Origin of the sequence: Puniceispirillum sp. (SeqCode) (assembly GCF_965657105.1) — a bacterium.
GTDB lineage: Bacteria > Pseudomonadota > Alphaproteobacteria > Puniceispirillales > Puniceispirillaceae > Puniceispirillum.
The window spans coordinates 1-20,688 of record NZ_CBFHNB010000034.1 but is presented as its reverse complement, the minus strand read 5'-3'; the positions used below and the strand labels follow the sequence as shown (position 1 = coordinate 20,688).

Annotated in this window: 23 protein-coding genes and 1 pseudogene; 7 read left to right on the top strand and 17 right to left on the bottom strand. The window is 49.8% G+C overall.

What is annotated here, in order from left to right:
• From ACTF7Q_RS06270 to ACTF7Q_RS06245, 6 genes and pseudogenes are all read left to right on the top strand, one after another.
• A pseudogene (locus ACTF7Q_RS06270) lies at positions 1-408 on the top strand (metallophosphoesterase); the annotation flags it as partial.
• Between the two features lie 211 nt (positions 409-619).
• Positions 620-991 (top strand): CidA/LrgA family protein, encoded by a 372-nt coding sequence (locus tag ACTF7Q_RS06265; RefSeq protein ID WP_438997001.1) that lies wholly within the window; start codon positions 620-622, stop codon positions 989-991.
• Positions 984-1,718: an LrgB family protein gene (locus ACTF7Q_RS06260; RefSeq protein WP_438997000.1), complete on the top strand. Its 735-nt coding sequence runs from the start codon at positions 984-986 to the stop codon at positions 1,716-1,718. The genes ACTF7Q_RS06265 and ACTF7Q_RS06260 overlap by 8 nt, the downstream gene beginning before the upstream one ends.
• Before the next feature lie 91 nt (positions 1,719-1,809).
• Positions 1,810-2,862 carry an alcohol dehydrogenase family protein gene (locus ACTF7Q_RS06255; protein WP_438996999.1) on the top strand — a complete coding sequence of 351 codons (1,053 nt, stop codon included), beginning with the start codon at positions 1,810-1,812 and terminating at the stop codon, positions 2,860-2,862.
• 32 nt (positions 2,863-2,894) lie between these two features.
• On the top strand, positions 2,895-3,494 hold the full coding sequence (locus tag ACTF7Q_RS06250; RefSeq protein ID WP_438997004.1) for a class I SAM-dependent methyltransferase: 600 nt from the start codon (positions 2,895-2,897) through the stop codon (positions 3,492-3,494).
• A 136-nt stretch (positions 3,495-3,630) separates the two neighbouring features.
• Entirely contained in the window at positions 3,631-4,116 is a 486-nt protein-coding gene (locus ACTF7Q_RS06245) for a YajQ family cyclic di-GMP-binding protein (protein WP_438996998.1), read from the top strand.
• 64 nt (positions 4,117-4,180) lie between these two features.
• Here the strand turns inward: ACTF7Q_RS06245 and ACTF7Q_RS06240 are convergent, their stop codons facing one another.
• The 7 genes from ACTF7Q_RS06240 to ACTF7Q_RS06210 all read right to left on the bottom strand — a co-directional run bounded on the left by ACTF7Q_RS06240 (position 4,181) and on the right by ACTF7Q_RS06210 (position 8,172).
• A complete protein-coding gene (locus tag ACTF7Q_RS06240) occupies positions 4,181-4,513 on the bottom strand; it encodes a hypothetical protein (RefSeq protein ID WP_438996997.1) in 333 nt (110 codons plus the stop codon).
• 165 nt (positions 4,514-4,678) lie between these two features.
• Complete coding sequence (locus ACTF7Q_RS06235) at positions 4,679-5,521, bottom strand: HalD/BesD family halogenase (protein ID WP_438996996.1); 843 nt, start codon at positions 5,519-5,521, stop codon at positions 4,679-4,681.
• Positions 5,522-5,587: 66 nt separating this feature from the next.
• A complete protein-coding gene (locus tag ACTF7Q_RS06230) occupies positions 5,588-6,481 on the bottom strand; it encodes a pirin family protein (RefSeq protein ID WP_438996995.1) in 894 nt (297 codons plus the stop codon).
• A 160-nt stretch (positions 6,482-6,641) separates the two neighbouring features.
• On the bottom strand, positions 6,642-6,785 hold the full coding sequence (locus tag ACTF7Q_RS06225; protein ID WP_438996994.1) for a hypothetical protein: 144 nt from the start codon (positions 6,783-6,785) through the stop codon (positions 6,642-6,644).
• Positions 6,786-7,685: a phytanoyl-CoA dioxygenase family protein gene (locus tag ACTF7Q_RS06220; protein WP_438996993.1), complete on the bottom strand. Its 900-nt coding sequence runs from the start codon at positions 7,683-7,685 to the stop codon at positions 6,786-6,788.
• Between the two features lie 51 nt (positions 7,686-7,736).
• Complete coding sequence (locus ACTF7Q_RS06215) at positions 7,737-7,925, bottom strand: hypothetical protein (protein ID WP_438996992.1); 189 nt, start codon at positions 7,923-7,925, stop codon at positions 7,737-7,739.
• Between the two features lie 25 nt (positions 7,926-7,950).
• Complete coding sequence (locus ACTF7Q_RS06210; protein WP_438996991.1) at positions 7,951-8,172, bottom strand: hypothetical protein; 222 nt, start codon at positions 8,170-8,172, stop codon at positions 7,951-7,953.
• A 273-nt stretch (positions 8,173-8,445) separates the two neighbouring features.
• On the opposite strand from ACTF7Q_RS06210, the gene ACTF7Q_RS06205 reads away from it, so the two are divergent.
• Entirely contained in the window at positions 8,446-8,874 is a 429-nt protein-coding gene (locus tag ACTF7Q_RS06205; protein ID WP_438996990.1) for a GlcG/HbpS family heme-binding protein, read from the top strand.
• Positions 8,875-8,912: 38 nt separating this feature from the next.
• Here the strand turns inward: ACTF7Q_RS06205 and ACTF7Q_RS06200 are convergent, their stop codons facing one another.
• From ACTF7Q_RS06200 to dnaA, 10 genes are all read right to left on the bottom strand, one after another.
• Positions 8,913-9,272, bottom strand: coding sequence for a hypothetical protein (locus ACTF7Q_RS06200; protein ID WP_438996989.1), 360 nt, complete (start codon positions 9,270-9,272; stop codon positions 8,913-8,915).
• Between the two features lie 106 nt (positions 9,273-9,378).
• Positions 9,379-10,263: a DMT family transporter gene (locus ACTF7Q_RS06195; RefSeq protein WP_438996988.1), complete on the bottom strand. Its 885-nt coding sequence runs from the start codon at positions 10,261-10,263 to the stop codon at positions 9,379-9,381.
• 38 nt (positions 10,264-10,301) lie between these two features.
• A complete protein-coding gene (locus tag ACTF7Q_RS06190; protein ID WP_438996987.1) occupies positions 10,302-11,192 on the bottom strand; it encodes a DMT family transporter in 891 nt (296 codons plus the stop codon).
• Positions 11,193-11,197: 5 nt separating this feature from the next.
• The gene (gene metZ / locus ACTF7Q_RS06185) at positions 11,198-12,382 is read right to left on the bottom strand and encodes an O-succinylhomoserine sulfhydrylase (RefSeq protein WP_438996986.1); all 1,185 of its coding nucleotides are present in this window, start codon (positions 12,380-12,382) and stop codon (positions 11,198-11,200) included.
• Between the two features lie 158 nt (positions 12,383-12,540).
• Positions 12,541-13,071, bottom strand: coding sequence for an ActR/PrrA/RegA family redox response regulator transcription factor (locus ACTF7Q_RS06180; RefSeq protein WP_438996985.1), 531 nt, complete (start codon positions 13,069-13,071; stop codon positions 12,541-12,543).
• 81 nt (positions 13,072-13,152) lie between these two features.
• Positions 13,153-14,427, bottom strand: a complete 1,275-nt coding sequence (locus tag ACTF7Q_RS06175) for an ActS/PrrB/RegB family redox-sensitive histidine kinase (protein WP_438996984.1) — start codon at positions 14,425-14,427, stop codon at positions 13,153-13,155.
• A gap of 134 nt (positions 14,428-14,561) precedes the next feature.
• Positions 14,562-17,012 carry a DNA topoisomerase (ATP-hydrolyzing) subunit B gene (gene gyrB / locus ACTF7Q_RS06170; protein WP_438996983.1) on the bottom strand — a complete coding sequence of 817 codons (2,451 nt, stop codon included), beginning with the start codon at positions 17,010-17,012 and terminating at the stop codon, positions 14,562-14,564.
• Positions 17,009-18,253, bottom strand: coding sequence for a DNA replication/repair protein RecF (gene recF, locus ACTF7Q_RS06165; RefSeq protein ID WP_438996982.1), 1,245 nt, complete (start codon positions 18,251-18,253; stop codon positions 17,009-17,011). The genes gyrB and recF overlap by 4 nt, the downstream gene beginning before the upstream one ends.
• Before the next feature lie 7 nt (positions 18,254-18,260).
• Positions 18,261-19,364 carry a DNA polymerase III subunit beta gene (dnaN, locus tag ACTF7Q_RS06160; protein ID WP_438996981.1) on the bottom strand — a complete coding sequence of 368 codons (1,104 nt, stop codon included), beginning with the start codon at positions 19,362-19,364 and terminating at the stop codon, positions 18,261-18,263.
• 236 nt (positions 19,365-19,600) lie between these two features.
• On the bottom strand, positions 19,601-20,688 hold a 1,088-nt coding region (dnaA, locus tag ACTF7Q_RS06155; protein ID WP_438996980.1), incomplete at its 5' end, for a chromosomal replication initiator protein DnaA.

Here is a 20,688-nt window from a genome sequence, read left to right as displayed (position 1 = left end):
GATCTGGTCAATTATAACATTACCATTCTCGACAATCAGTCGGTGCAATCGGGCCGGCTGAACATCATTGGTATCAGCGATAATCAAACCCCAAAAATACAATCCGAAATCGCCCGGAAACTTGTCTGTAACGAAAGATTCAATCTGCTGATGGTGCATCAGCCATCCATATGGGACAGCGCGCCCGATAACACCGATTTAATGCTCTCTGGACACACGCATAATGGGCAGATTTTTCCGTTCAACCTTCTTGTAAGGTTACAGTTTAAGACTGTTTATGGCATTTACAAACGGCTCGATTCCAATTTGTATGTCTCATCTGGAAGCGGCACATGGGGGCCAAAAATGCGGCTTTGCACACGTAATGAAATCATCCAGATTTCAATCTTACCGCGGGATATGGCCTGATATAAACTTGCCGCCAAGCCCCATATATCAGCACACCAGCCATCAGCACACGATATTGGACGTGGCCAAAATATCGTGGCCGAAATGGCGTGGCTGAAATAACATGACTGAGTTAGGTGGCTAGCGGCTACTCTTTTTGGATATATACCCCAAATGATGTTCATTAATCTGTTGTTGCGATATGATACGCCCAAACCATGGGAGCCGATGAGTGCTAGGCGCTATTTTTACAATTTTCATCTTTCAACTTGCTGGTGAGGCTATTCAAAAATATTTTGATTTGGCCATACCGGGGCCGGTATTAGGGTTGGTTCTGATGCTTTTCATGTTGCTAGTGACACACCGTAACTTGAACCCTGCCGTCACCCACTTTAGATCAAAGATGATCACTAGCGCCGAACAATTACTAGCTTATCTATCGCTTCTATTCGTGCCCATAGGCGTTGGCGTCATCATGCATCTGCAACTTCTTGAGGCGCAATGGCTTCAGATCATCGCGATCATCGTGATTGGCACCACAGGCACAATGATTTTCACCGCCTTTATCTTTCTGAAAACCAGCAAAGCCAAAGCCGATGAGTGAGAGCGCAAAACTATATCAGGTCTGGGTCTATCTTCAGGCCGAACCACTATTCTGGTTAACGCTCACGATTGGCGCTTATTTGCTGGCCGATTGGCTTTACCGTGCGTCTGGGCTATTTCCGCTTTTGAACCCAGTCGCGATCAGCATTATTCTGGTTAGCGCCTGTCTGATTGCTTTTGATATTGATTATGAGCGCTATTTCGACGGCGCAAAATTCATACATTTTCTGCTTGGGCCAGCCACAGTGGCGCTGGCGATTCCGATATATCGCAACTGGAATACCGTTATGCGTTCCAAAAACGCGATCATCATATCTGTAATGCTGGGATCGTTTTTTGCCATTGGTATCACCTATGCGATGGCGGTGATACTTCAGCTCGATCCGTTAACGACAAAATCATTATTACCCCGGAATGTCACCGCCCCGATTGCCATGGGCATATCCGAAATCATCGGTGGGGTGCCATCATTGACCGCCATCATTACCATCGTCACAGGGATCATTGGCGCGGCGCTTGGCACCTTCGTGCTTGATCTGTTCAGGATCAGGGACATGGCGGCCCGCGGTTTTGCCTTTGGCTTGGCAAGTCATGGCATTGGCACTGCACGCGCGATGGCCAAAGACAAAGATGCAGGCGTATTCGCCGCCGTTGCCATGGGGTTGAGCGGCATCGTGACCGCGGCGATGATCCCACTGGTCTTTTTTATCATTCGGGATTTTCTCTAAATGATCTAAACTCAGCAACTGACAATCCTGGTTGATGCTTTGACGTGATTTACCAACTCAAGCGTCATCCAACCCATAATAGAGAGATAAAATGCCAGATATTTCAGACCTGATGAAAGGCGTTGTTCTGCTGGGGCATGGCGGGCCAGACATGCTTGCATATCGTGACAATCTGCCTGTGCCTCAACCGCAAACAAACGACGTGCTTATAAAAATACATGCCGCCGGGGTCAATAATACCGACATAAACACCCGACTTGCTTGGTATTCAAAATCAGATGCCGCCGATGAAGATGCCAGCTGGGCTGGCGCGCCGCTAAATTTTCCGCTTATTCAGGGGATCGACGCTTGCGGTGAAATTGTTGCGGTTGGCAAAGGCGTATCAGCCGACCGGATTGGCGACCGCGTGCTAGTTGAACCATGCCTTTATGAAGCTGGCGGCAAAATTCTTGATCAGCCTTGGTTTTTCGGATCCGAATGCAATGGTGCTTTTGCCGAATATACTGTGGTGGCATCGCGCCATGCCCACACCATTACCAGTAGCCTGAGTTCACCAGAGCTGGCGTCGTTTCCCTGTTCCTATTCAACCGCAGAAAATATGCTGACCCGGGCGCAGGTCACAGCAGGCGACATCGTTCTGGTTACTGGTGCCTCTGGCGGCGTTGGTTCCGCCGCGCTGCAACTAGCCAAGGCGCGCGGAGCCATAGTTTACGCCGTCACATCAGCTGACAAACAAACCGCCATCAAAGACCTAGGTGTTGATCTGGTGCTAGACAGAAACACCAATCTACGCGAAACCCTTGGCGCTAACGCAGTCGATGTTGTCATTGATCTTGTTGCTGGGGCGGGCTGGCCGAATCTGCTGGATATTTTACGGCTTCATGGCCGCTATGCGGTGGCGGGTGCCGTTGCCGGACCCCTTGTCGCGCTTGATATGCGCACTCTTTATCTGAAAGACATCAGCTTTTATGGTTGTACCGCCCTTGATTCTGGGGTTTTTTCCCATCTGGTAACGCTTATTGAAACTGGTACGATAAAGCCCCTTGTGGCTGAGATATTTCCGCTTCAGGACATCAACAAGGCGCAGCAGGCTTTTGCTGCGAAAAACTATATTGGCAAAATTGTTCTCCAGATCAGTACGTGACTGCATCATCACACTGATATTATCGCACGGGTATCATGAAAAAGGACACTACATTAAAATGCGACTTTATCGGCGGGGCGGTTAATCACCGTCTGCTATATGGTGGTGGCCGCGGTCAGGATCTGCCCAAAGCCGTCGGCATGAAAGCTGGTAAAACACCGCATATAATTGATGCCACCGCGGGGCTTGGCAGAGATGCTTTTTTGCTGGCCTCATTAGGATCACAAGTCAGCCTCATCGAAAGATCGGATGTGATGCATGCGCTTTTACAGGATGGCCTGAACGCCGCACGTAACGCAGGCGGCCTACATGCCGAAATAGCCAGCCGGATGACCTTAATTCACGGGGATGCGATTGACCTGTTACCATCGATGAATCCCGAAGTCGTTCTTGTTGACCCAATGCACCCACCACGGCAGAAATCGGCTTTGGTCAAAGCTGATCTGCGCGCCATTCGTGATATTGTTGGCACTGATAAAGACCAGCTTATCCTGATCCAGACAGCCCTTGCGACTGCCTCAAAACGGGTGGTTCTAAAATGGCCGGCAAAAGCAGATTCGCTTACAGGGTTAAAGCCCTACTCGCATCAGATCATCGGAAAATCTGTCCGGTTTGACGTATTCATGACCTGAACCTGCAATGATCAAACGCATAAAACAGGGTCTCTTTTTATCGCCAGATATGGCAGACTTAAATTTACCCCTTTGCCATCGGGTGGCCACTAAAGCGCTAAATCCATCTGGTGGTTAGACATGACAGGAGCACGATATGCCCAGCTTTGATATTGTAAGCAAAACCGACATGACATCTGTAGATAACGCCTTACAAGGGGTGATCAAGGAAATGCAGGTCAGATATGATTTCAAAGGCAGTAAATCTGAAATAAGCAAGCCCGATGAAAGCATCCTGATCATCGCTGATGATGAACTCAAGCGGCGTCAGGTTGAAGAATTGCTACTCACCCACCTTACACGCAAAGGCGTTGATACAGGGGCGTTGGAATTTGGCAAAACCGAACAGGCTGGCGGCAATACGGTTCGTCAAATGGTAACGGTCAAACAAGGCGTTCAGCGTGACATAGCGCAGAAAATCGTCAAGGCGATCAAACAGTCAAAGCTGAAAACACAGGCCTCGATTCAGGGCGATGAGGTCAGGGTATCTGGCAAAAAACGCGACGATCTGCAAGCGACCATGACGATGATAAAAGCGCTCGACATAGAGCTTCCCTTACAGTTCGAAAACTTCAGAGACTAGATCACCTAATAGTTAAAATATGAGCACGCCAAAACATCTATAAGCATCTTGAAAAAACAGACGCCTAAAACAGCATTTTCATCATCCATTCGGGCACATCTTCCGGATTTTTGATACATATCTGCTTATCGGCATCGCCCTTGGACTGGAGTTTGACCGTCAGGTCGGAATAGCCATAGTCCTTAACCTTAACGGATAGATAGGTTTCTGCGATCTGACAGGTGCCGGTTACCAGCCAGACTTCATCGACATCGCCTGTTGGCTTCATGCGAACAGTCAGATCTGCCTGTCCAAATTCGGTAACCATGATCGCCGTGGAATCGGCGACGACGGGTTGTGTTGCACCGATCGCACCTAAACACCAAACTAATGAACCTACGATCTGTTTTCTGCTCATATGAAACCTACTTTTTCTACAGATACCCACTTGCAACATATAGGTATGCCAATATCTAACAACCCAAGCGTGATAACGCCTGTCGATTATGACTCATGCTATAGCATATAGAAAAATATGGTGGCTGAATATCCTGCTTTTACGGGGCGCATGGCTTCAGCTACCTCAATCGATATAGTTATCAGCGCGCTGACCAGCGCGTTCCATATGAATTGGCAAAACACGGCCATAAAGCTGTTTTGTGCGTTCTGGCGCGCCCACCATATTAGGCTCTTCAACATAGGAAAAGATCGCCACATAGCGTTTTCTTTTACCTTTTAACGGGCTGACTCTATGTAACGAATATCGCCCTTTGAAGATTTGCAGATCGCCTGGTTCAAGCGCCAGCGACACAACCTTGTCCGAGGTGCCATCAAGCACCTGTTTCACCGCATCAAAATTTTCACCTGACTGGCGAATATTTGGCGCATATTGAAACAAGCCACCTTCATCGGCATTCTGTATAGCCAGTGTGATGGTGAAATTATTCGTATCAAAATGCCACGGAAACCCCTCGCCTTCTTCGGCCATATTCACAATCACATCGGCAAGCGGATCGGCATATCGATAAACCTTCTGCTGTCCCAGACAAGCTTTTATAAAAGGATCAAACGCCGGCGCATCATGGATTTGCCGCAATGCGCCGTCCTTGGCAAAATTATCAGCCGGAATAAACGCATTTGAACGATCAAAAAACCGCCGCCGTGGATCATCGGGATCCAGCGCCGGATCATCAATTGTGAAATAGGCATTAGTGCGATTAAATGATCGATGCGCATAACGCGCCACTGAATCGGCCTCTGCGGTGATAAGCCTGACCGCCATAGGTGTTAGAAATTGTTTCAACACCACACAACCATCATCAGCCAGCTTGCTGTGCACCTGATCAATCAGCGCGTCACGCGCCGCCCCATTACTATGTATGGGAAACTGATCCAGATTTATCAATGAATTTGCATCGCAACGCATATCTTCACCTGACGCAATCGCTGACAAATAGTGTCAGTAATTCACATGTCTATGCAAGCGATAAAATCAGGTTAGATAACCAAATTTTCCATTATTGTAATCTTCAAACGCCTGCACCAATTCGGCACGGCTATTCATCACAAAGGGGCCGTGCGCGGCAATCGGTTCATCAATAGGCTGACCACTTAGCACCAGCACAACCGCGTCATCTTCGGCAGTTATCGTAAAATTTTCACCGGTATTTTCAAATAGGCCAAAATGATCCGTTGGCACCGTATCAGCGCCATTGACCGTGACGTGGCCTTCGACCACCAGAAGCGCGGTATTATGTGTAGCGGGGAAACTGAACGCGGCGTTGGCGCCTTTGCGCATCCGTGCGTTTAAAATGCTGACCGGGGTAAAAGTGCTGGCGGCGCCCATGGCATCCTGATAGCTGCCGGCGATCACCTCGACAAAACTTCCATCACCATCATTATTGTCGGCATCATCCAGACGAACCTTGGGCATATCGGCATTTTTTATATCCTGATATTTCGGGGCTGACATTTTATCCTTGGCTGGCAGATTGACCCAGAGCTGAACCATCTGGAAATCGCCGCCTTCTTTGCTGAAATTTTCTTCATGAAATTCCTTATGCAGGATACCAGACGCGGCCGTCATCCATTGCACATCGCCTTCGCCAATCACGCCGCCGCCGCCGCTACTATCATGATGCGCAACTTTGCCTTTATAGGCGATTGTCACCGTTTCAAATCCGCGATGCGGATGCACCCCCACACCACGCGGTGTGTCGGACGGCGGGAAATAGAACTTTGAGTTATAATCAAACATCAAAAACGGATTCATCCGTTCCATGCTAAGGGGCGGCGAACCTGGAATGAACCCATGCACACGAAAACCATCACCAACAAAATGCGGTGGTGCAGGCGGGACAATCGTTTCAAGGTTCTTTTGCGACATTTCATATACCTCAATCATTTGTGGCTTAGATTAACCGTATGTAATGATTTGTGCATTTTACCTGTCTATGTCAACAAAACAGACAACGTCATAAGCGCAAAATATTTTTGCATTTTAAGGGATAACGGACATGCCGATATATCATAGAGGTCTCATAGGGTCAGCGGGATGTTGAGGCTTCATCACTTTTAAGCTTATGGTCACGCAGCCCCTTAACAATATAAAAAGCCACCATCGTAAGAATGAAATAGGACGCAAATTGGTCAAGCAAATGTTCGGTAAAATCATCTTCCCTATCGGACATCTAAAAGCCCTTCAATGGCATATGATCGGGACGCTGCAACCAGTTATCTTCGGCATAATGCGCTGCCGCTTCAATCATATGAATCGTATAGGCATAGCGTGATTTTGCTGACACATTTGGCGGGGATGTGTGTGGCAGGCGACCATGCAAAACAATCAATGTGCCCTTTGGCGCTATCAGCGGCACTGTGGCTACGGGCAGATCCGCATCATCCAGCTGGTTCATCTGCATATGGCCATCAACATTCTGAAAGCGGGTACGCAACGGCGCCTTATGTCCGCCAGGTGCAGCATACATACAGCCATTTTCCAGAGTTGCATCTTCCAGCGCAAACCAGAAACCAATACAACTCTCCGGTTCGGTATAGATAAAGGTTGAATCCTGATGGCTGGAAACTTCACCGCCAATAGCGGGCTGTTTACATATTACCATCGATTGCAATTGCAGGGGCGTTTGCATCCCGACACAATGCGCGACATCCGCCAGATTCTCAGCATGCGAGAATGTCGAAAACACCGGATCCAGATCATGAATCGCATGACCAATCTTGTTCACCGCAAGATGTTTGTCTCGGTTAAGCTGGCCATCCGCATCAAGCGCGCCTTCTTCAAGAAAGCATGAAATGCTATATGCAGACGCGCGAAAATAATCATCGGCTGCATGGCTTTGGGCGCTTGCTGAAAACACCACCTGATGGGCATCAATGTCAAACGCATTAATCAGGCTATGCGCACGCGCCATCAAATCATCACAGGTGGCCGCGTTTGCAAAATCATCGATGATCAGATAGCCATCTTCGGCAAAGGCCTGCGTCATCGCCGCATTAGTTTTATGCCGCCATGTAAAACGGCGGGCTTCTGAGGCATTTTCTATATCTGACTTTATCTGTGTGTTTGCCATTATCACTCCATCTGCCCGCATCATTTCTATCATCATAGCCTATGAACAATATCAGTTACTAAAGATCGTTTCACCATTCAGTTTTTGGTGAATGCTACTCAGCCGCGTCGACACATCCTTATTGCGATTAACCTGCGCTTCGACAAGCTTTAGGATTTTTCCGATTTCCTTGCCCAGATCACTGCTTTGCTTTTTCGGATACTTTAACCGTAGCTGAACATTCTTCAACAAGGCGGTCATCACGATATCCTTACTTTGTAGCTGATCAAAATAGCTTCGGGGAATTTTGCGCGCCTTTACAGTCATATTTCCAGTGCGCGCGGTGACCGATCGTATTAAGCTTCAAACCTAATGGCGCAAAATTCTCAACCTCGTCCTCAACCACTAAATAGGCCTCAAAAGAAGAGAAATCATGTTCATTGATAATCGTCTGCAGTGCCCATGTTCTGATGACGTCACCATCATCATTTTCTGTTTGCGTTGTCATGTCCCCCCTCATCACATCGAATCCATTCTGGATAGACAACAAGCCATAAACGACCCAAGAATGCGCTATACCCTAATGGCTTTTGCACATGATTGGCTAGTTTAAATTGATAGTGACTAGACGCCATATATGGTCATGGGCAATCCAGAAAGGGGCTTGCACACCGCTTTCAAACCATGCCAAATTTACGCATCAGATATTCCCACATACCTTACGGTATCAGCTTTATCTATGATGTCTTTGCTTCCTTTCAATTATAATAGTGAGTCCATAATGTCTATCACGCTTGACCAAGCCCAGATTATTGCTAAAGCCGCTCTTGCCAAAGGCCGTGCACTGTCGTTGAAACCACTTAGCGTTGTTGTTCTTGACCCACGCGCGTCAATGGTCGCCTGCATGTCGGAAGATGGTGTCAGCCAGCTTCGCGCCAAAATTGCATTGGGTAAGGCATCGGCTGCCATTCAGCTTGGTCTTGGCACAAGGGCGCTGATGAACCGAGCCGAACAGCAGGCCTATTTTATTCAAGCGATGAACGGTCTTGCCGATGGAAATTTTGTGCCGGTGCCAGGTGGGGTGCTGATACGTGATAAAGATGGTGTCTTACTTGGCGCAGTCGGTATTTCAGGTGATACGTCTGATAATGATGAAACCGCCGCACTGGCTGGTATAGCCGAAGCCCAGCTAAACGCCGATGCTGGCTAGGCAAAATTCATTCACCATATATATAAATTGCCTGTGGCCTAATTAGGGCCACGGCATCCAAACAGACCGCGCGCAAAACCTTTATTCAAAGCCATACTAATCATATAACTTTGGTCATAGCCGCGCGCCTTGCACGATTCCAATGCGGCCTTGCGTATCTCGGCTGGCGGTGAAATAAAATTTGAATAGCTTGTATCCCATTCAAATTCCAGGCTAGGCGGCTGAACTGGCCCCGTATCCACATCACTGTCCATTGTGGCACCTGTCATTAAATGCGTTTTTTCCAATGGTGTTGATGTAACTTGTGGCTGGGCGACATGATGACATGCGGCAAGCAAAAGCGAAACCGCTGCTAGCATCGCTTTGTTTGTTCCAATCTTCCAAAGGCGTGACATCATGTTAAGTAGTTTCCCTTTTACAGCGATACGTTACGTTGATTTTTGCTTTTTCGTCCACTTTTTTTTGGGCGAATTGGTTAATTTTGCTCAAAAACATCGAAATAGATTAAGTCTGCGCTGTACGTTGTGCCACTGCCAGACCTGTCAAAATTAGACCAAGCGCGACAAATTTGTCTAGACCAAGTGTTTCACCTAGCAAAAGCGCACCCAGAAACACTGAAAAGACCGGTATCAGATATCCAATAAAGGACGTAAAACCCGCACCAGCACGTTTAATAAGATGATAGCGCAGAAAAAAGGCAAAGCCTGTTGGCAAAGCCCCCAGCCATAAAATCGCCAGCCAAGCATCCGATGACCAACTCTGCCATGCCAGCGGCTGTTCAAATATAAAGGCCAATGGCAACATCTGTATCGTCACAAAACCCATAATCACCAGCGCGATAAATAAAGCTGGCACCTGGGGTAAACGCCGGGCCATCAATGCTGCCGCTACATAACAGCCTGTCGCACAGCAAACCATAATTTGTGGGATAATATACGCCCCACCAGCATTGATCGCGGCATGTCCAAACAGAATCACCACCCCGGACAGACCAATTAGAACGCCAATCACTTTGCTCACAGTCACACGCTCATCCTCGGCAAAGAAATGCGCGCCGATAATTGTCAGCAACGGCCCAACCGACATCAGCAAACCAGTCAGTGACGAATCCAACACCAGCTCGGCGTCCGAAATCAGATAAAAGGGCAAACTCATCCCGACCACGCTCATGATAAATAAATAGGGCAGATGCCGCAGATAGGGACGCCACGCAAAATCAGCTTGAAATTGTATGAATAGCAAAACCACGAAAAACCCAATCAGCGTGCGCAGGCCAACCAGTGTCAGCGGGCCCGTTTCAACAACCGCCAGCTTGATCGCTGAAAAGGATGAAGACCACACCAGCGCTAGTAAAATCAGTAGCGCCACATTTCGTTTTTGTTCGCTCATAAAGCACCTGCCATCATCAGATTAAGAGGTCATTCATCTCAAAATATCAGTAAGCTAGCGCAGGCAACAACCAAAACCGCGCCAATCCATGCACCCCAGGCAGGCATCATGCCGGTGCGCGCCCAGACAAATGGCAGAATCAATACGGGCGTTGTAGCTGTCAAAATCGCCACAATAGCAATATGTCCGGTTTCAAGCGCTTTCAGAAACAGCGCCATGCCAACGCCCAGACCAAACAAACCATTAAAAAAGATATTCACCAGAATTTTAGGCTCCGGTAAAATTGGTTTTTTGCGCTGTGAATTATCAAACGGATAGGTCGCCCAGAAAAACAAAGCCGCAATCATCACCCTGATAAGGCTGGCCATGACTGGGTCCATTCCGTCGCTCATCACCGGGCGGATGATAATCGCGCTGATGGCCTGTCCCAATGCAGCCAACAAACCAAAAAGAACCCCTAATGATAAAGGCGGTGTCACATCTTCCCAAACATGTATCAGATCACGGTGCTTGCCATAGATAATCGCCAGACAGATTCCAATAAAGGCGATGATCACAGCCACCACGTCATGTCCCGCCAGCACCTCACCAAGAATCAACCAGCCAAGTATCGCTGTCATCGGGGCATTTGATGTAAATAGGATATTTGTCCGGCGCGGGCCTAACCGGCGCATCGTCAGAAATAGAAAAAAGTCACCCAGCACGATGCCAATCACCGATGACAGAATCAACGGCCAGATAAACACTAGATCAAAGCTAAGGTCCCGCCCGGTGATGACCAGCAGCACCGCCAAGATACCTGCCGCTGCAATCATACGCAGACGGTTGAAATGAAGCGAGCCAAGCGCACGGGCTGGTGCATGGCCAAACAAACCCGCCAGCGTCCAACAGATAGCAGCGCCGAACGCATAAATAGCGGCAGTTTCCAAAATAATTACCTTAAAATACTAAGCGCCTGTTCGATATCATTTATCAGATCATTACCCGATTCAAGACCAATTGATAGCCGTATATGTGACCTGCTGATCCCCAATAGCGCCAGTTCCTCGATACTCAGACTTGAATGCGTTGTTGTATAGGGGTGGCAAGCCAGCGATTTGCTATCGCCCAGATTATTGGAAATATCAATCAGCGATAGCTGATTCAGCGCGCGATAGGCCGCCGCTTCATCACCATCAATTTCAAAAGCAATAATACTGCCAAAACCCGACATCTGCTTACATGCAAGATCATATTGCGGATGCGAAGACAGCCCCGGATAGCGCACATTTTTGACCGCCTTATGCCCTGCCAGCATCGTGGCGATGCGCGCGGCACTGGCGCATTGCGCTTCGACCCTAAGCGACAGCGTTTCCAGTGATTTCAGCATCACCCAGGCATTAAAAGCACTGATCGCTGCACCTGTCTGCCGATAAAACGGGGTAAACACATCCTTGATAAAAGCCTGGTCGCCCAGAACCGCACCGCCCATTAGCCGCCCCTGACCATCTATATGCTTAGTGGCTGAATAGATAACCGCATCAGCACCTAATTCAAGCGGGCGTTGATGCAGCGCAGTGGCAAATACATTATCAACCACAACCATGGCACCGGCGGCATGTGCCATCTCTGATACAGCTGCCACATCAACCAACTCAAGCAATGGGTTAGACGGGCTTTCAAAAAACACCATCTTTGTTGGTGTCTGCAAGGCTGTGGCCCAGGCCTCAGGATCGGTGCCATCAATCAGTTCAACGTCAATCCCCCATTTGGGCAAGGTCTGCGTCAAAATCACATAACAAGCACCAAACAGGGCGCGACTGGCAACAATTCGGTCACCACTTTCCAGCTGGCAGGCCATCACCGCAAAAACCGCTGCCATGCCTGTACCGGTGGCTTTACAGGCTTCCGCCCCTTCAAGCAGGGCAAGCCGGTCTTCAAACATGGAAACGGTTGGGTTGCCATAGCGGGCATAAACGAAATTATCGGTTTCTTCTCGGAACGCCGCAGCCGCCTGCTCGGCAGATTCATAAACGAACCCCGACGTCATATAAAGCGCTTCGGATGTTTCCTGATTTGCGGATCTGACCAGCCCGCCTCGGACCAGTTTGGTTGCAATGTCAGAGTCTGTTTTTTTCATATCAAAGACAGTCTAAATTTGTGATCGACGACTTTTCGAAATCAGCCGTGACAGTGCATATAATAGACAATCTACAGGCCTGAAATTTTGTATAGGCGGAATCGTCCGGTCACACAAGCTCAAGCATCACCTAAAGCATTATGCTGATACAGGCGAGGCTAGCTTCGCGGCGCGTGCTTGCTCAAGATGCGTTGTAATGTGCGTCGATGCATGCGAAGGCGGCGGGCTGTTTCCGACACATTCCGCCCGCATTGTTCATAAACGCGCTGGATATGTTCCCAGCGTACACGATCGGCGCTCATCGGATCTTGTGGCGGCGGCGGCATGCCATCGCCAGTTTGCATTAAGGTTGCTTCGATCTGATCTGGATCAGCTGGTTTTGGCAGATAATCGAGCGCACCAGCTTTCACCGCCGCAACCGCCGTTGCGATATTGCCAAAGCCAGTCAGCATGACGATCCGGCAATTATCATCACGTTTGCGCAATTCCTGCACCAATGTCAGACCCGATCCATCATCAAGCTTCATATCAAGAATCGCATAGGAGGGTACCGATGCACGCACCAGTTCGATACCTTCGGCGACTGTGCCGGCATCAACCACATCAAACCCACGTGCTTCCATTGCGCGCTTAAGCCGGTTGCGAAGCGGCGCATCATCATCAAGAATCAACAGCGATTTATCTGTCACCTCATGGTTCCCTTTCCCAAAAGCCGCATGATAAAACTACATGCTGGCATTTAACATCATCCCACCTAATAACATGCCCACCTAGAAGCATGACCGTGGCAGGCTGACTTTGACTTCACCACCACCATTTTTACCATTCCCGAACGCAACTGATCCACCGATCGATTGAATCAACGTACGCGCGATAAAAATGCCAAGGCCGCGATGCCCGCTTTGCCCGACACGACTGCTATTCCAAGGCTGTCCAGCACGGCTTAATATTGATGGTTTAAAACCATCACCATCATCATTAACACTTATATGGATATCTTCTAATGACCATTCAATATGCACGATAATCTGGGTGCGGGCGAACTGATGTGCATTTTGCAGAATATCCTCGATAGCCTGGATGAATTCGGCACGGCGGGTGGCCACCGGCACCTCATCCATTGACGCTGCATCATGCGTTACAATCACCTCGGCAGGGCCAGCATCGAACCGTTCATGTAACAGATCTTCGATCAATACATTGATTGGTAGTTCGGTTTCAAAATCGGGTTTGCTTTGCGATTTGTAATCTTCCAGCGAGCCCAGAATAACCCGGCATCTTTCGGCTTCGGCGCGCAGAAGCTGGATATCTTCATAGATCGGGTCATCCTCGGTAATTTCACGGCTTAATTCATGGCTGATCACGGTGATCGTGTTCAAGGGCGAACCAAGTTTATGCGCGGCGGCGGTCGCCAGCGAACCAAGTGCTACCGCCTGTTGTTCCTCGGCAACGGCAAGCTGTGCTTCGGATAGCGCTTCGGATAGACTCCGCGCTGCCGACGCCACCCACCATACATAGCCACCAATAAAGATTGTCGATAGCATCAGTGACAGCCACAGACCAGCAATATACAAACCTGGCAGGTTAACCGTATCCTGACCCCACGGTAGCGGATAATTATATAAGGCAAGTACACTAACACTGGCCGCGACAGTCAGTATCAGCACCAATGTTGCGCGCCGTCGTAGCATCGTTGCCGACACCACAACTGGTGCCAGCAGCAACACCGAAAACGGATTCAAAAGCCCGCCTGTCAGAAACAGCAAGACAGCCAGCTGCAGAATATCAAAAATCAGCGCCAGCAGATTCTGTTCAACCAGTCCGGTATCATCCTTGGCTTGCCGGTTTTGCCACAGATTCATCAATACTGATAAGCCGATAATGATTAAAGCGGGTATCAGCGGCAGATCAAATTCAAGCACAAAATAGGTAAAGATCAGCGCCATAAGCTGGCCACTAATGGCGAGCCAACGGATAGTCAGCACCACTGATGGATCGATCGGGTTGAGCGCGCGACTTTCGGTGCTTCCAAAAAACCGCCGCATCAACATCCTGCCCACCCTTTTGACCCGCATAACCAGACAATCATATCAACTTGCACGCTGGTGGTAACGGCTTCAGCTAAGCAAGCTAATAACGAATACTGATCGGTTATCCAATTCATCGGGATAGCACACCCCTAGACATCTAGATTGGCAACACGCAACGCATTAGTCTGGATAAAGTTCCGGCGTTCTTCGACCGCTTCTCCCATCAATGTTGAAAACGCATTATCCGCATCTTCTTCATGTTCGATAACCACCTGCAGGAACGTCCGCTGATCTGGATCCAGCGTTGTTTCCCATAGCTGATTGGGATTCATTTCACCAAGCCCCTTATAACGCGAAATCTGTGCGCCTTTGCGGCCAGTCTGGAATACAAGCTGTGCCAGATCACTTGGGCCGTGAATAATGGTGCTTTGAGATGTTCCTGTCAGCGTTGCAAATTTGGCGTAAATCTGCTGCAGATGCGGGGCCATACTGTCAAGCTGTATTGATTCGGGCAGGCCAATGATGCGCCGGTCAATGACATATCTATCAGTGATACCACGCAACCGGCGCTGCACAACAATCGCCTTGCCATGCACAGTATCCTCGATGCTGCCTTGCCAGCCTTTTTCCAGCTCATCCGCAACATTCTCCAACCGTGTGGCCAGATATGCTGCCGCTTCCGAACTATCAAGCGTCGTGCTTTTCATAAGTCCGGCTATCGCGGCTTGTTCGACCACATCACGATTGCCAACCTGCCGTGTTACCTGTTCGACCAGACGGCTGGCGGTAACTGCATTATTGGTCACATCGCGCAGATCGGGGCCTGCCATCTGGCTACCCCCATCGACAACCAGAACTGTATCTTTCAATCCGGCTGTCATCAGATATATATCTAGTTCGCGCTGGTCTTTGAGATAGACTTCCGACTGTCCGCGTTTTGCCCGGAATAAAGGCGGCTGGGCGATATACAGATAACCCTGATCGATCAAAGGCCGCATATGACGGAAAAAGAACGTCAGCAACAATGTTCGGATATGACTCCCATCCACATCGGCATCGGTCATGATGACAATCTTGTGATAGCGCACTTTATCCAGTTGCATTTCGGTATTGCCAACTCCGGCACCAATCGCGGTAATCAGCGTGCCAATTTCGGCTGATGACAGCATCTTATCAAGCCGTGCGCGCTCGACATTCAATATCTTGCCGCGCAGGGGCAGAATTGCCTGATTCGCCCTATCGCGCCCTTGCTTGGCTGACCCACCAGCCGAATCACCCTCGACCAGAAAAAGTTCTGATTTTGCCGGATCACGTTCCTGGCAATCGGCTAATTTGCCAGGCAGGCTGGCAATATCCATAACGCCTTTGCGGCGGGTCAGATCGCGTGCTTTACGCGCCGCTTCACGTGCCGCCGCCGCTTCATAGGCTTTTGAAACGATCTTCTTGGCTTCGGCTGGATGTTCCTCAAACCACTGATTCAGACAATCAGCAACTGCCTGCTCGACGACCGGACGCACTTCCGATGACACCAGCTTATCTTTGGTCTGAGATGAAAATTTTGGATCAGGCACCTTGACCGATACGATGGCGGTCAGTCCTTCGCGTGAATCATCGCCTGTAAGCTGAACCTTTTCCTTTTTAGCAATGCCAGATGATTGCGCGTAGTTATTGACCACGCGCGTCATCGCCCCACGGAAACCGGCCAGATGCGCACCACCATCCCGTTGTGGAATATTATTGGTGAAACACAGGGTGTTTTCATGGAACGAATCTGTCCATGCCAAAGCCAGCTCGACGGTAATATCGTCACGCTGGCTTATCGCTGTGATTGTGGGATGCATTTCGCTGCGTGACCGGTTCAGCCAATCGACAAAGGCCTCCAGCCCGCCTTCAAAATAAAACTCGGACACTTTTTCTTCGCTTGTCCGGTTATCGGTCATTTTAATGCGGACGCCCGAATTCAAAAAAGCCAGCTCGCGCAATCGATGTTCCAGCATGGTGAAATCAAATTCGATCGACGAGAAAATCTCTAACGACGGGTAAAAGGTTACATGCGTCCCGGTCTCGCCACCTGCATCACCTGTATCGGCTAGCGCGCCATCCGCTTCGCCCATCTTGAACATCATCTCATGCTTGCGGCCATTCCGGAAAATGGTCAGCTTTAGCCATTCGGACAAGGCGTTGACCACCGATACGCCTACCCCGTGCAACCCGCCTGATACCTTATAGGAATTATTGTCGAACTTACCGCCAGCATGAAGCTGCGTCATGATCACTTCGGCTGCCGACACGCCTTCTTCATGGTGGATATCGACCGGAATACCGCGGCCATTATCGGTGACACTCACCGAACCATCAGCATTCAACAACACCTGAACAAGGTCACAATGACCTGCCAATGCCTCGTCAATCGCGTTATCGACAACTTCATAGACCATATGGTGAAGCCCTGATCCATCATCAGTATCACCAATATACATGCCTGGCCGCTTGCGCACCGCATCCAGCCCCCGCAGAACCTTTATTGATTCGGCACCATAATCGCCATCAACGGCCTCTGCCGCTTGATCTGGGATATTTGTTTTTTCGTCTTCGCTCATATCAACCACTCGCATTTAGGCGTTTTTGTTGTCATGCCAGATTCGTGTTCTGCATCATGTATTTTCATAAATTGGGCGGCCTTACCAAGCCCTTCAAAAAGGCTGGTATCACTGCCACTGAACCAGCTTTGTCCGCCAAGATCGAACAGCGCTTCAAACAGGGCTGAACGACGCTTGGCATCAAGATGCGCCGCCACATCGTCAAGCAACATTAGGGGAGGGCGACCAAGTCGGCGTTCCTGTAATCTGGCATGGGCTAACACTACGGCGATCAACAATGCCTTTTGTTGTCCAGTCGATGCCAGATAGGCAGGGGTATCACCAGCCACATCATAAGCATTGACCTCACTAACATGTGGGCCTGGCAAAGCACTTGTGCCATTCGCCCGCAGTTTGGCAGCGGCGGCCATATGGCGGTCTTCGACAGCCAATGCTGGCATCTCATCAAGCCAGTTTTCAATATCGCCTTGCAATTCAAGTCGCACACCCGGAAACCCATGCCAGCCATGGCGGGCTTCTTCGTTCAGATCATGTATCAAGGCGCGTCGCGCTGCCGTGATCGCAATCGCTGTTTCGGCAAGGCTGGCTTCAAGCGCATTAAACCAGCCAGCATCACCACGCCCTTCGCTGATCAATAGGGTGCGTTCGCGCATCAGTTTTTCATAGCGGTTAGTACGGCCAATATGCGCTGCATCAAAGGCAATCACCAACCGGTCAAGAAAGCGGCGGCGGGTTCCGGGTGAATCGATAAAGACGCCATCCATTTGCGGCGTCAGCCACGATACTGACAATTGCGTTGCGATATCGGCCTGTGAAACGGTCATGCCCTCACGCCGCATGATCCGGCGACCAGTCTGCGAGTCTGCTGGCACGCCTGTGCCGATCTGCATGACCCCATCTTCAGTTTCCAACCCTGCCGATACCGACCAGTCCGGCATCACCGCGCCGATTCGGGCCAGATGCGCTGTCTTAGCACGACGCATACCCTTGCCTGGCGACAGCAATGAAATCGCTTCCATCAAATTGGTTTTACCCGCGCCATTCGCGCCCACAAGCACAACAGGTGCTTGCCCGAATTCAAGCCGCACCGTTTCATAATTACGAAAATTATTCAGCAACAAGCCCGATAACCATAATTGCGGCCGCGATGCGCTATGTGCGAAACCGTCACCAACAGCTTTGCTATTGCGGTCATGGTCCGTATCTGCGGCCTGTCTGAAATGGTGGGAAAGTGCTGTCAAACGTCACTCACACGCGCATTGGCATCAAAACGAATAGGCTGGCATCATCACCTGGCGTTCTAACAAGCGTCGGCGATCCTTGATCGGCAAGGGCAAACTCGACCATCTCACCATTCACCTGACCGGCTATATCCAGAAGATAGCGCGCGTTGAAGCCAATTTCCATTTCATTACCGCTATAGCTGACTTCCAGCTCCTCGGTGGCACTTGACGCATCCGTATTGCTGGCAGATAGCGTCATAACACCATCACGAAGGCCGATTTTGACCGATTTTGATTTTTCCGACGAGATTGTCGAAACCCGATCAACCGCGGCTGAAAAAGCCCCCACATCAACCTGCATGATTTTATCATTATTCGTCGGGATAACACGGCTATAATCAGGGAATGTGCCATCGATCAGCTTGGTGGTCAGGCGCACCGCCCCAAAGGCGAATTCGGCACGCGTTTCCGACATTGAAATCGTTACATCACCATCATAATCGTCAAGTAGTTTGCGCAATTCACCAACCGCCTTACGCGGCAAGATGATTGATGGCATCTGCGCCGCGCCACTTGGCAATGTCTGTTTGGTCATCGCCAGACGGTGCCCGTCGGTTGCCACCGCACACAGATCGCCAGCATCTGATTTATGCAAATAAATACCGTTCAGATAATAGCGCGTTTCCTCGGTAGAAATCGCAAATTTGGTGGCATCGACAAGATCGCGGAAATCGGCGGCGGTCAGCACAAAATTAGTCGGTAGCTCATTCGAGCTAATGGCCGGAAAATCTTCAACCGGCAAGGTTGGCAGCCGGAAACTTGAACGGCCAGCGCTGATCATCGCATGACCATCGCCAATCGACAGCTCGACTTCGGATCCATCCGGCAGTTTACGCACAATGTCATACAGCATATGCGCTGACATCGTTGTCGTTCCTGCCGTTGCCACCGCACAGCCAACCTCGGTTGTGATATCCATATCCATATCGGTCGCTGTCAGTGACAGTTGTCCGTCTTCGGCGCGCAATACAACATTCGCCAGAATGGGTATCGTGTTACGACGCTCAACAACGGATTGCACATGACCCAAAGGCCTTAGAAGACTCATACGATCAATTGCCAGTTTCATCTATTTTCTCTCATTCTGTAGCCCTGAGCTACCATGCCCGACCAGCGGGGGACACATGCGTATAAACTGTCAATCGTCCATACGCCCTCTCATTGCCAAATATAGCATGATTATAACAAACTAACACCAAAATATTGTGTTTTAAGCGATTCGCGATGACATCCAAAAATAGCCAAAATTGGCCTGTCAGGCGCGCATATGAAATACGGTTATGGGGTCATGTCAGCCGGAAGAGGCTAGTTCGACAAAAGCGATCGTAAAAGATCAACATCTTCGCCCAGACGCGAATCCGATAGCGTCAATGTCTCGATGGTTTTAACCGCATGCATAACCGTCGTATGGTCGCGTCCACCAAACTGGCGGCCAATTTCCGGATAGGATAATGAGGTCAGATTTTTCGTCAGATACATGGCCACCTGACGTGGGCGAGCAATGTTACGTGCGCGCCGTGCCGAGAACATTTCCGACACCCTGATGCCATAATGCGCGGCGACTCGCTTCTGGATTGCATCAACACTGATCTGGCGGCTACTGGCGCGCAGCAGATCAGCCAGCAGATCGGCGGTGCTTTCGATGGTTATTTCACGGCCCACCAGCATTGCATGCGCCATAATCCGGTTTAACGCGCCTTCAAGCTCGCGCACATTGCTAACAATCTTATGCGCCAGAAATTCCAGCACCTTATCCGGAATCTGGATCTGCGCTCGTTCGGCCTTGGCTTGCAGGATGCCTAGGCGCAATTCGTAATCGGCCGGATGAATATCGGCAACCATGCCCCAGCCAAGCCGGCTGCGTAGGCGTTCTTCCATGCCTTCCAGATCGGTTGGCGACTTATCCGCCGAGATAATCACCTGACGGCCATCTTCGACCAATGCGTTAAAGGTATGGAAAAATTCTTCCTGCGTTGAATCCTTACCGCTGATGAATTGCACATCGTCAATCATCAACACATCCACCGAACGGAACTGTTCTTTGAAAGACATCGTATCGCGGAACCGAAGCGCGCGGACAAAACGATACATGAATTTTTCTGCCGATAGATACATCACCTTGCGCGATGGCGTCTGTTCCCGGATATGCCAGGCGATCGCATGCATCAGATGCGTTTTGCCAAGCCCAACCCCCCCATAAAGGAATAAGGGGTTAAACGCGACTTTCTCGCTTTCAGCAGTACGGCGGGCAACAGCAAAGGCCAGCTCATTCGGCTTGCCAACAACAAAATTCGCAAATGTATAGCGCGGATCAAGCCCAGCCAGCGGGTCAAATTTTTCCGCCGCGATACCTGCTGGGCTGTCATATTTTGTATTATCGTCAGCACGGTTGG

Bases quoted from the DNA above. Each gene is read 5' to 3' on its own strand.
- ACTF7Q_RS06245 (WP_438996998.1), top strand. From the start codon at position 3,631: ATGCCCAGCTTTGATATTGTAAGCAAAACCGACATGACATCTGTAGAT.
- ACTF7Q_RS06255 (WP_438996999.1), top strand. From the start codon at position 1,810: ATGCCAGATATTTCAGACCTGATGAAAGGCGTTGTTCTGCTGGGGCAT.
- ACTF7Q_RS06260 (WP_438997000.1), top strand. From the start codon at position 984: ATGAGTGAGAGCGCAAAACTATATCAGGTCTGGGTCTATCTTCAGGCC.
- metZ (WP_438996986.1), bottom strand. From the start codon at position 12,382: ATGAAAAAAACAGACTCTGACATTGCAACCAAACTGGTCCGAGGCGGG.
- ACTF7Q_RS06205 (WP_438996990.1), top strand. From the start codon at position 8,446: ATGTCTATCACGCTTGACCAAGCCCAGATTATTGCTAAAGCCGCTCTT.
- ACTF7Q_RS06225 (WP_438996994.1), bottom strand. From the start codon at position 6,785: ATGTCCGATAGGGAAGATGATTTTACCGAACATTTGCTTGACCAATTT.
- ACTF7Q_RS06235 (WP_438996996.1), bottom strand. From the start codon at position 5,521: ATGCGTTGCGATGCAAATTCATTGATAAATCTGGATCAGTTTCCCATA.
- ACTF7Q_RS06215 (WP_438996992.1), bottom strand. From the start codon at position 7,925: ATGACCGCCTTGTTGAAGAATGTTCAGCTACGGTTAAAGTATCCGAAA.
- ACTF7Q_RS06200 (WP_438996989.1), bottom strand. From the start codon at position 9,272: ATGATGTCACGCCTTTGGAAGATTGGAACAAACAAAGCGATGCTAGCA.
- ACTF7Q_RS06230 (WP_438996995.1), bottom strand. From the start codon at position 6,481: ATGTCGCAAAAGAACCTTGAAACGATTGTCCCGCCTGCACCACCGCAT.
- ACTF7Q_RS06175 (WP_438996984.1), bottom strand. From the start codon at position 14,427: ATGCGGCGGTTTTTTGGAAGCACCGAAAGTCGCGCGCTCAACCCGATC.
- ACTF7Q_RS06240 (WP_438996997.1), bottom strand. From the start codon at position 4,513: ATGAGCAGAAAACAGATCGTAGGTTCATTAGTTTGGTGTTTAGGTGCG.
- ACTF7Q_RS06195 (WP_438996988.1), bottom strand. From the start codon at position 10,263: ATGAGCGAACAAAAACGAAATGTGGCGCTACTGATTTTACTAGCGCTG.
- ACTF7Q_RS06220 (WP_438996993.1), bottom strand. From the start codon at position 7,685: ATGGCAAACACACAGATAAAGTCAGATATAGAAAATGCCTCAGAAGCC.
- gyrB (WP_438996983.1), bottom strand. From the start codon at position 17,012: ATGAGCGAAGACGAAAAAACAAATATCCCAGATCAAGCGGCAGAGGCC.
- ACTF7Q_RS06210 (WP_438996991.1), bottom strand. From the start codon at position 8,172: ATGACAACGCAAACAGAAAATGATGATGGTGACGTCATCAGAACATGG.
- dnaN (WP_438996981.1), bottom strand. From the start codon at position 19,364: ATGAAACTGGCAATTGATCGTATGAGTCTTCTAAGGCCTTTGGGTCAT.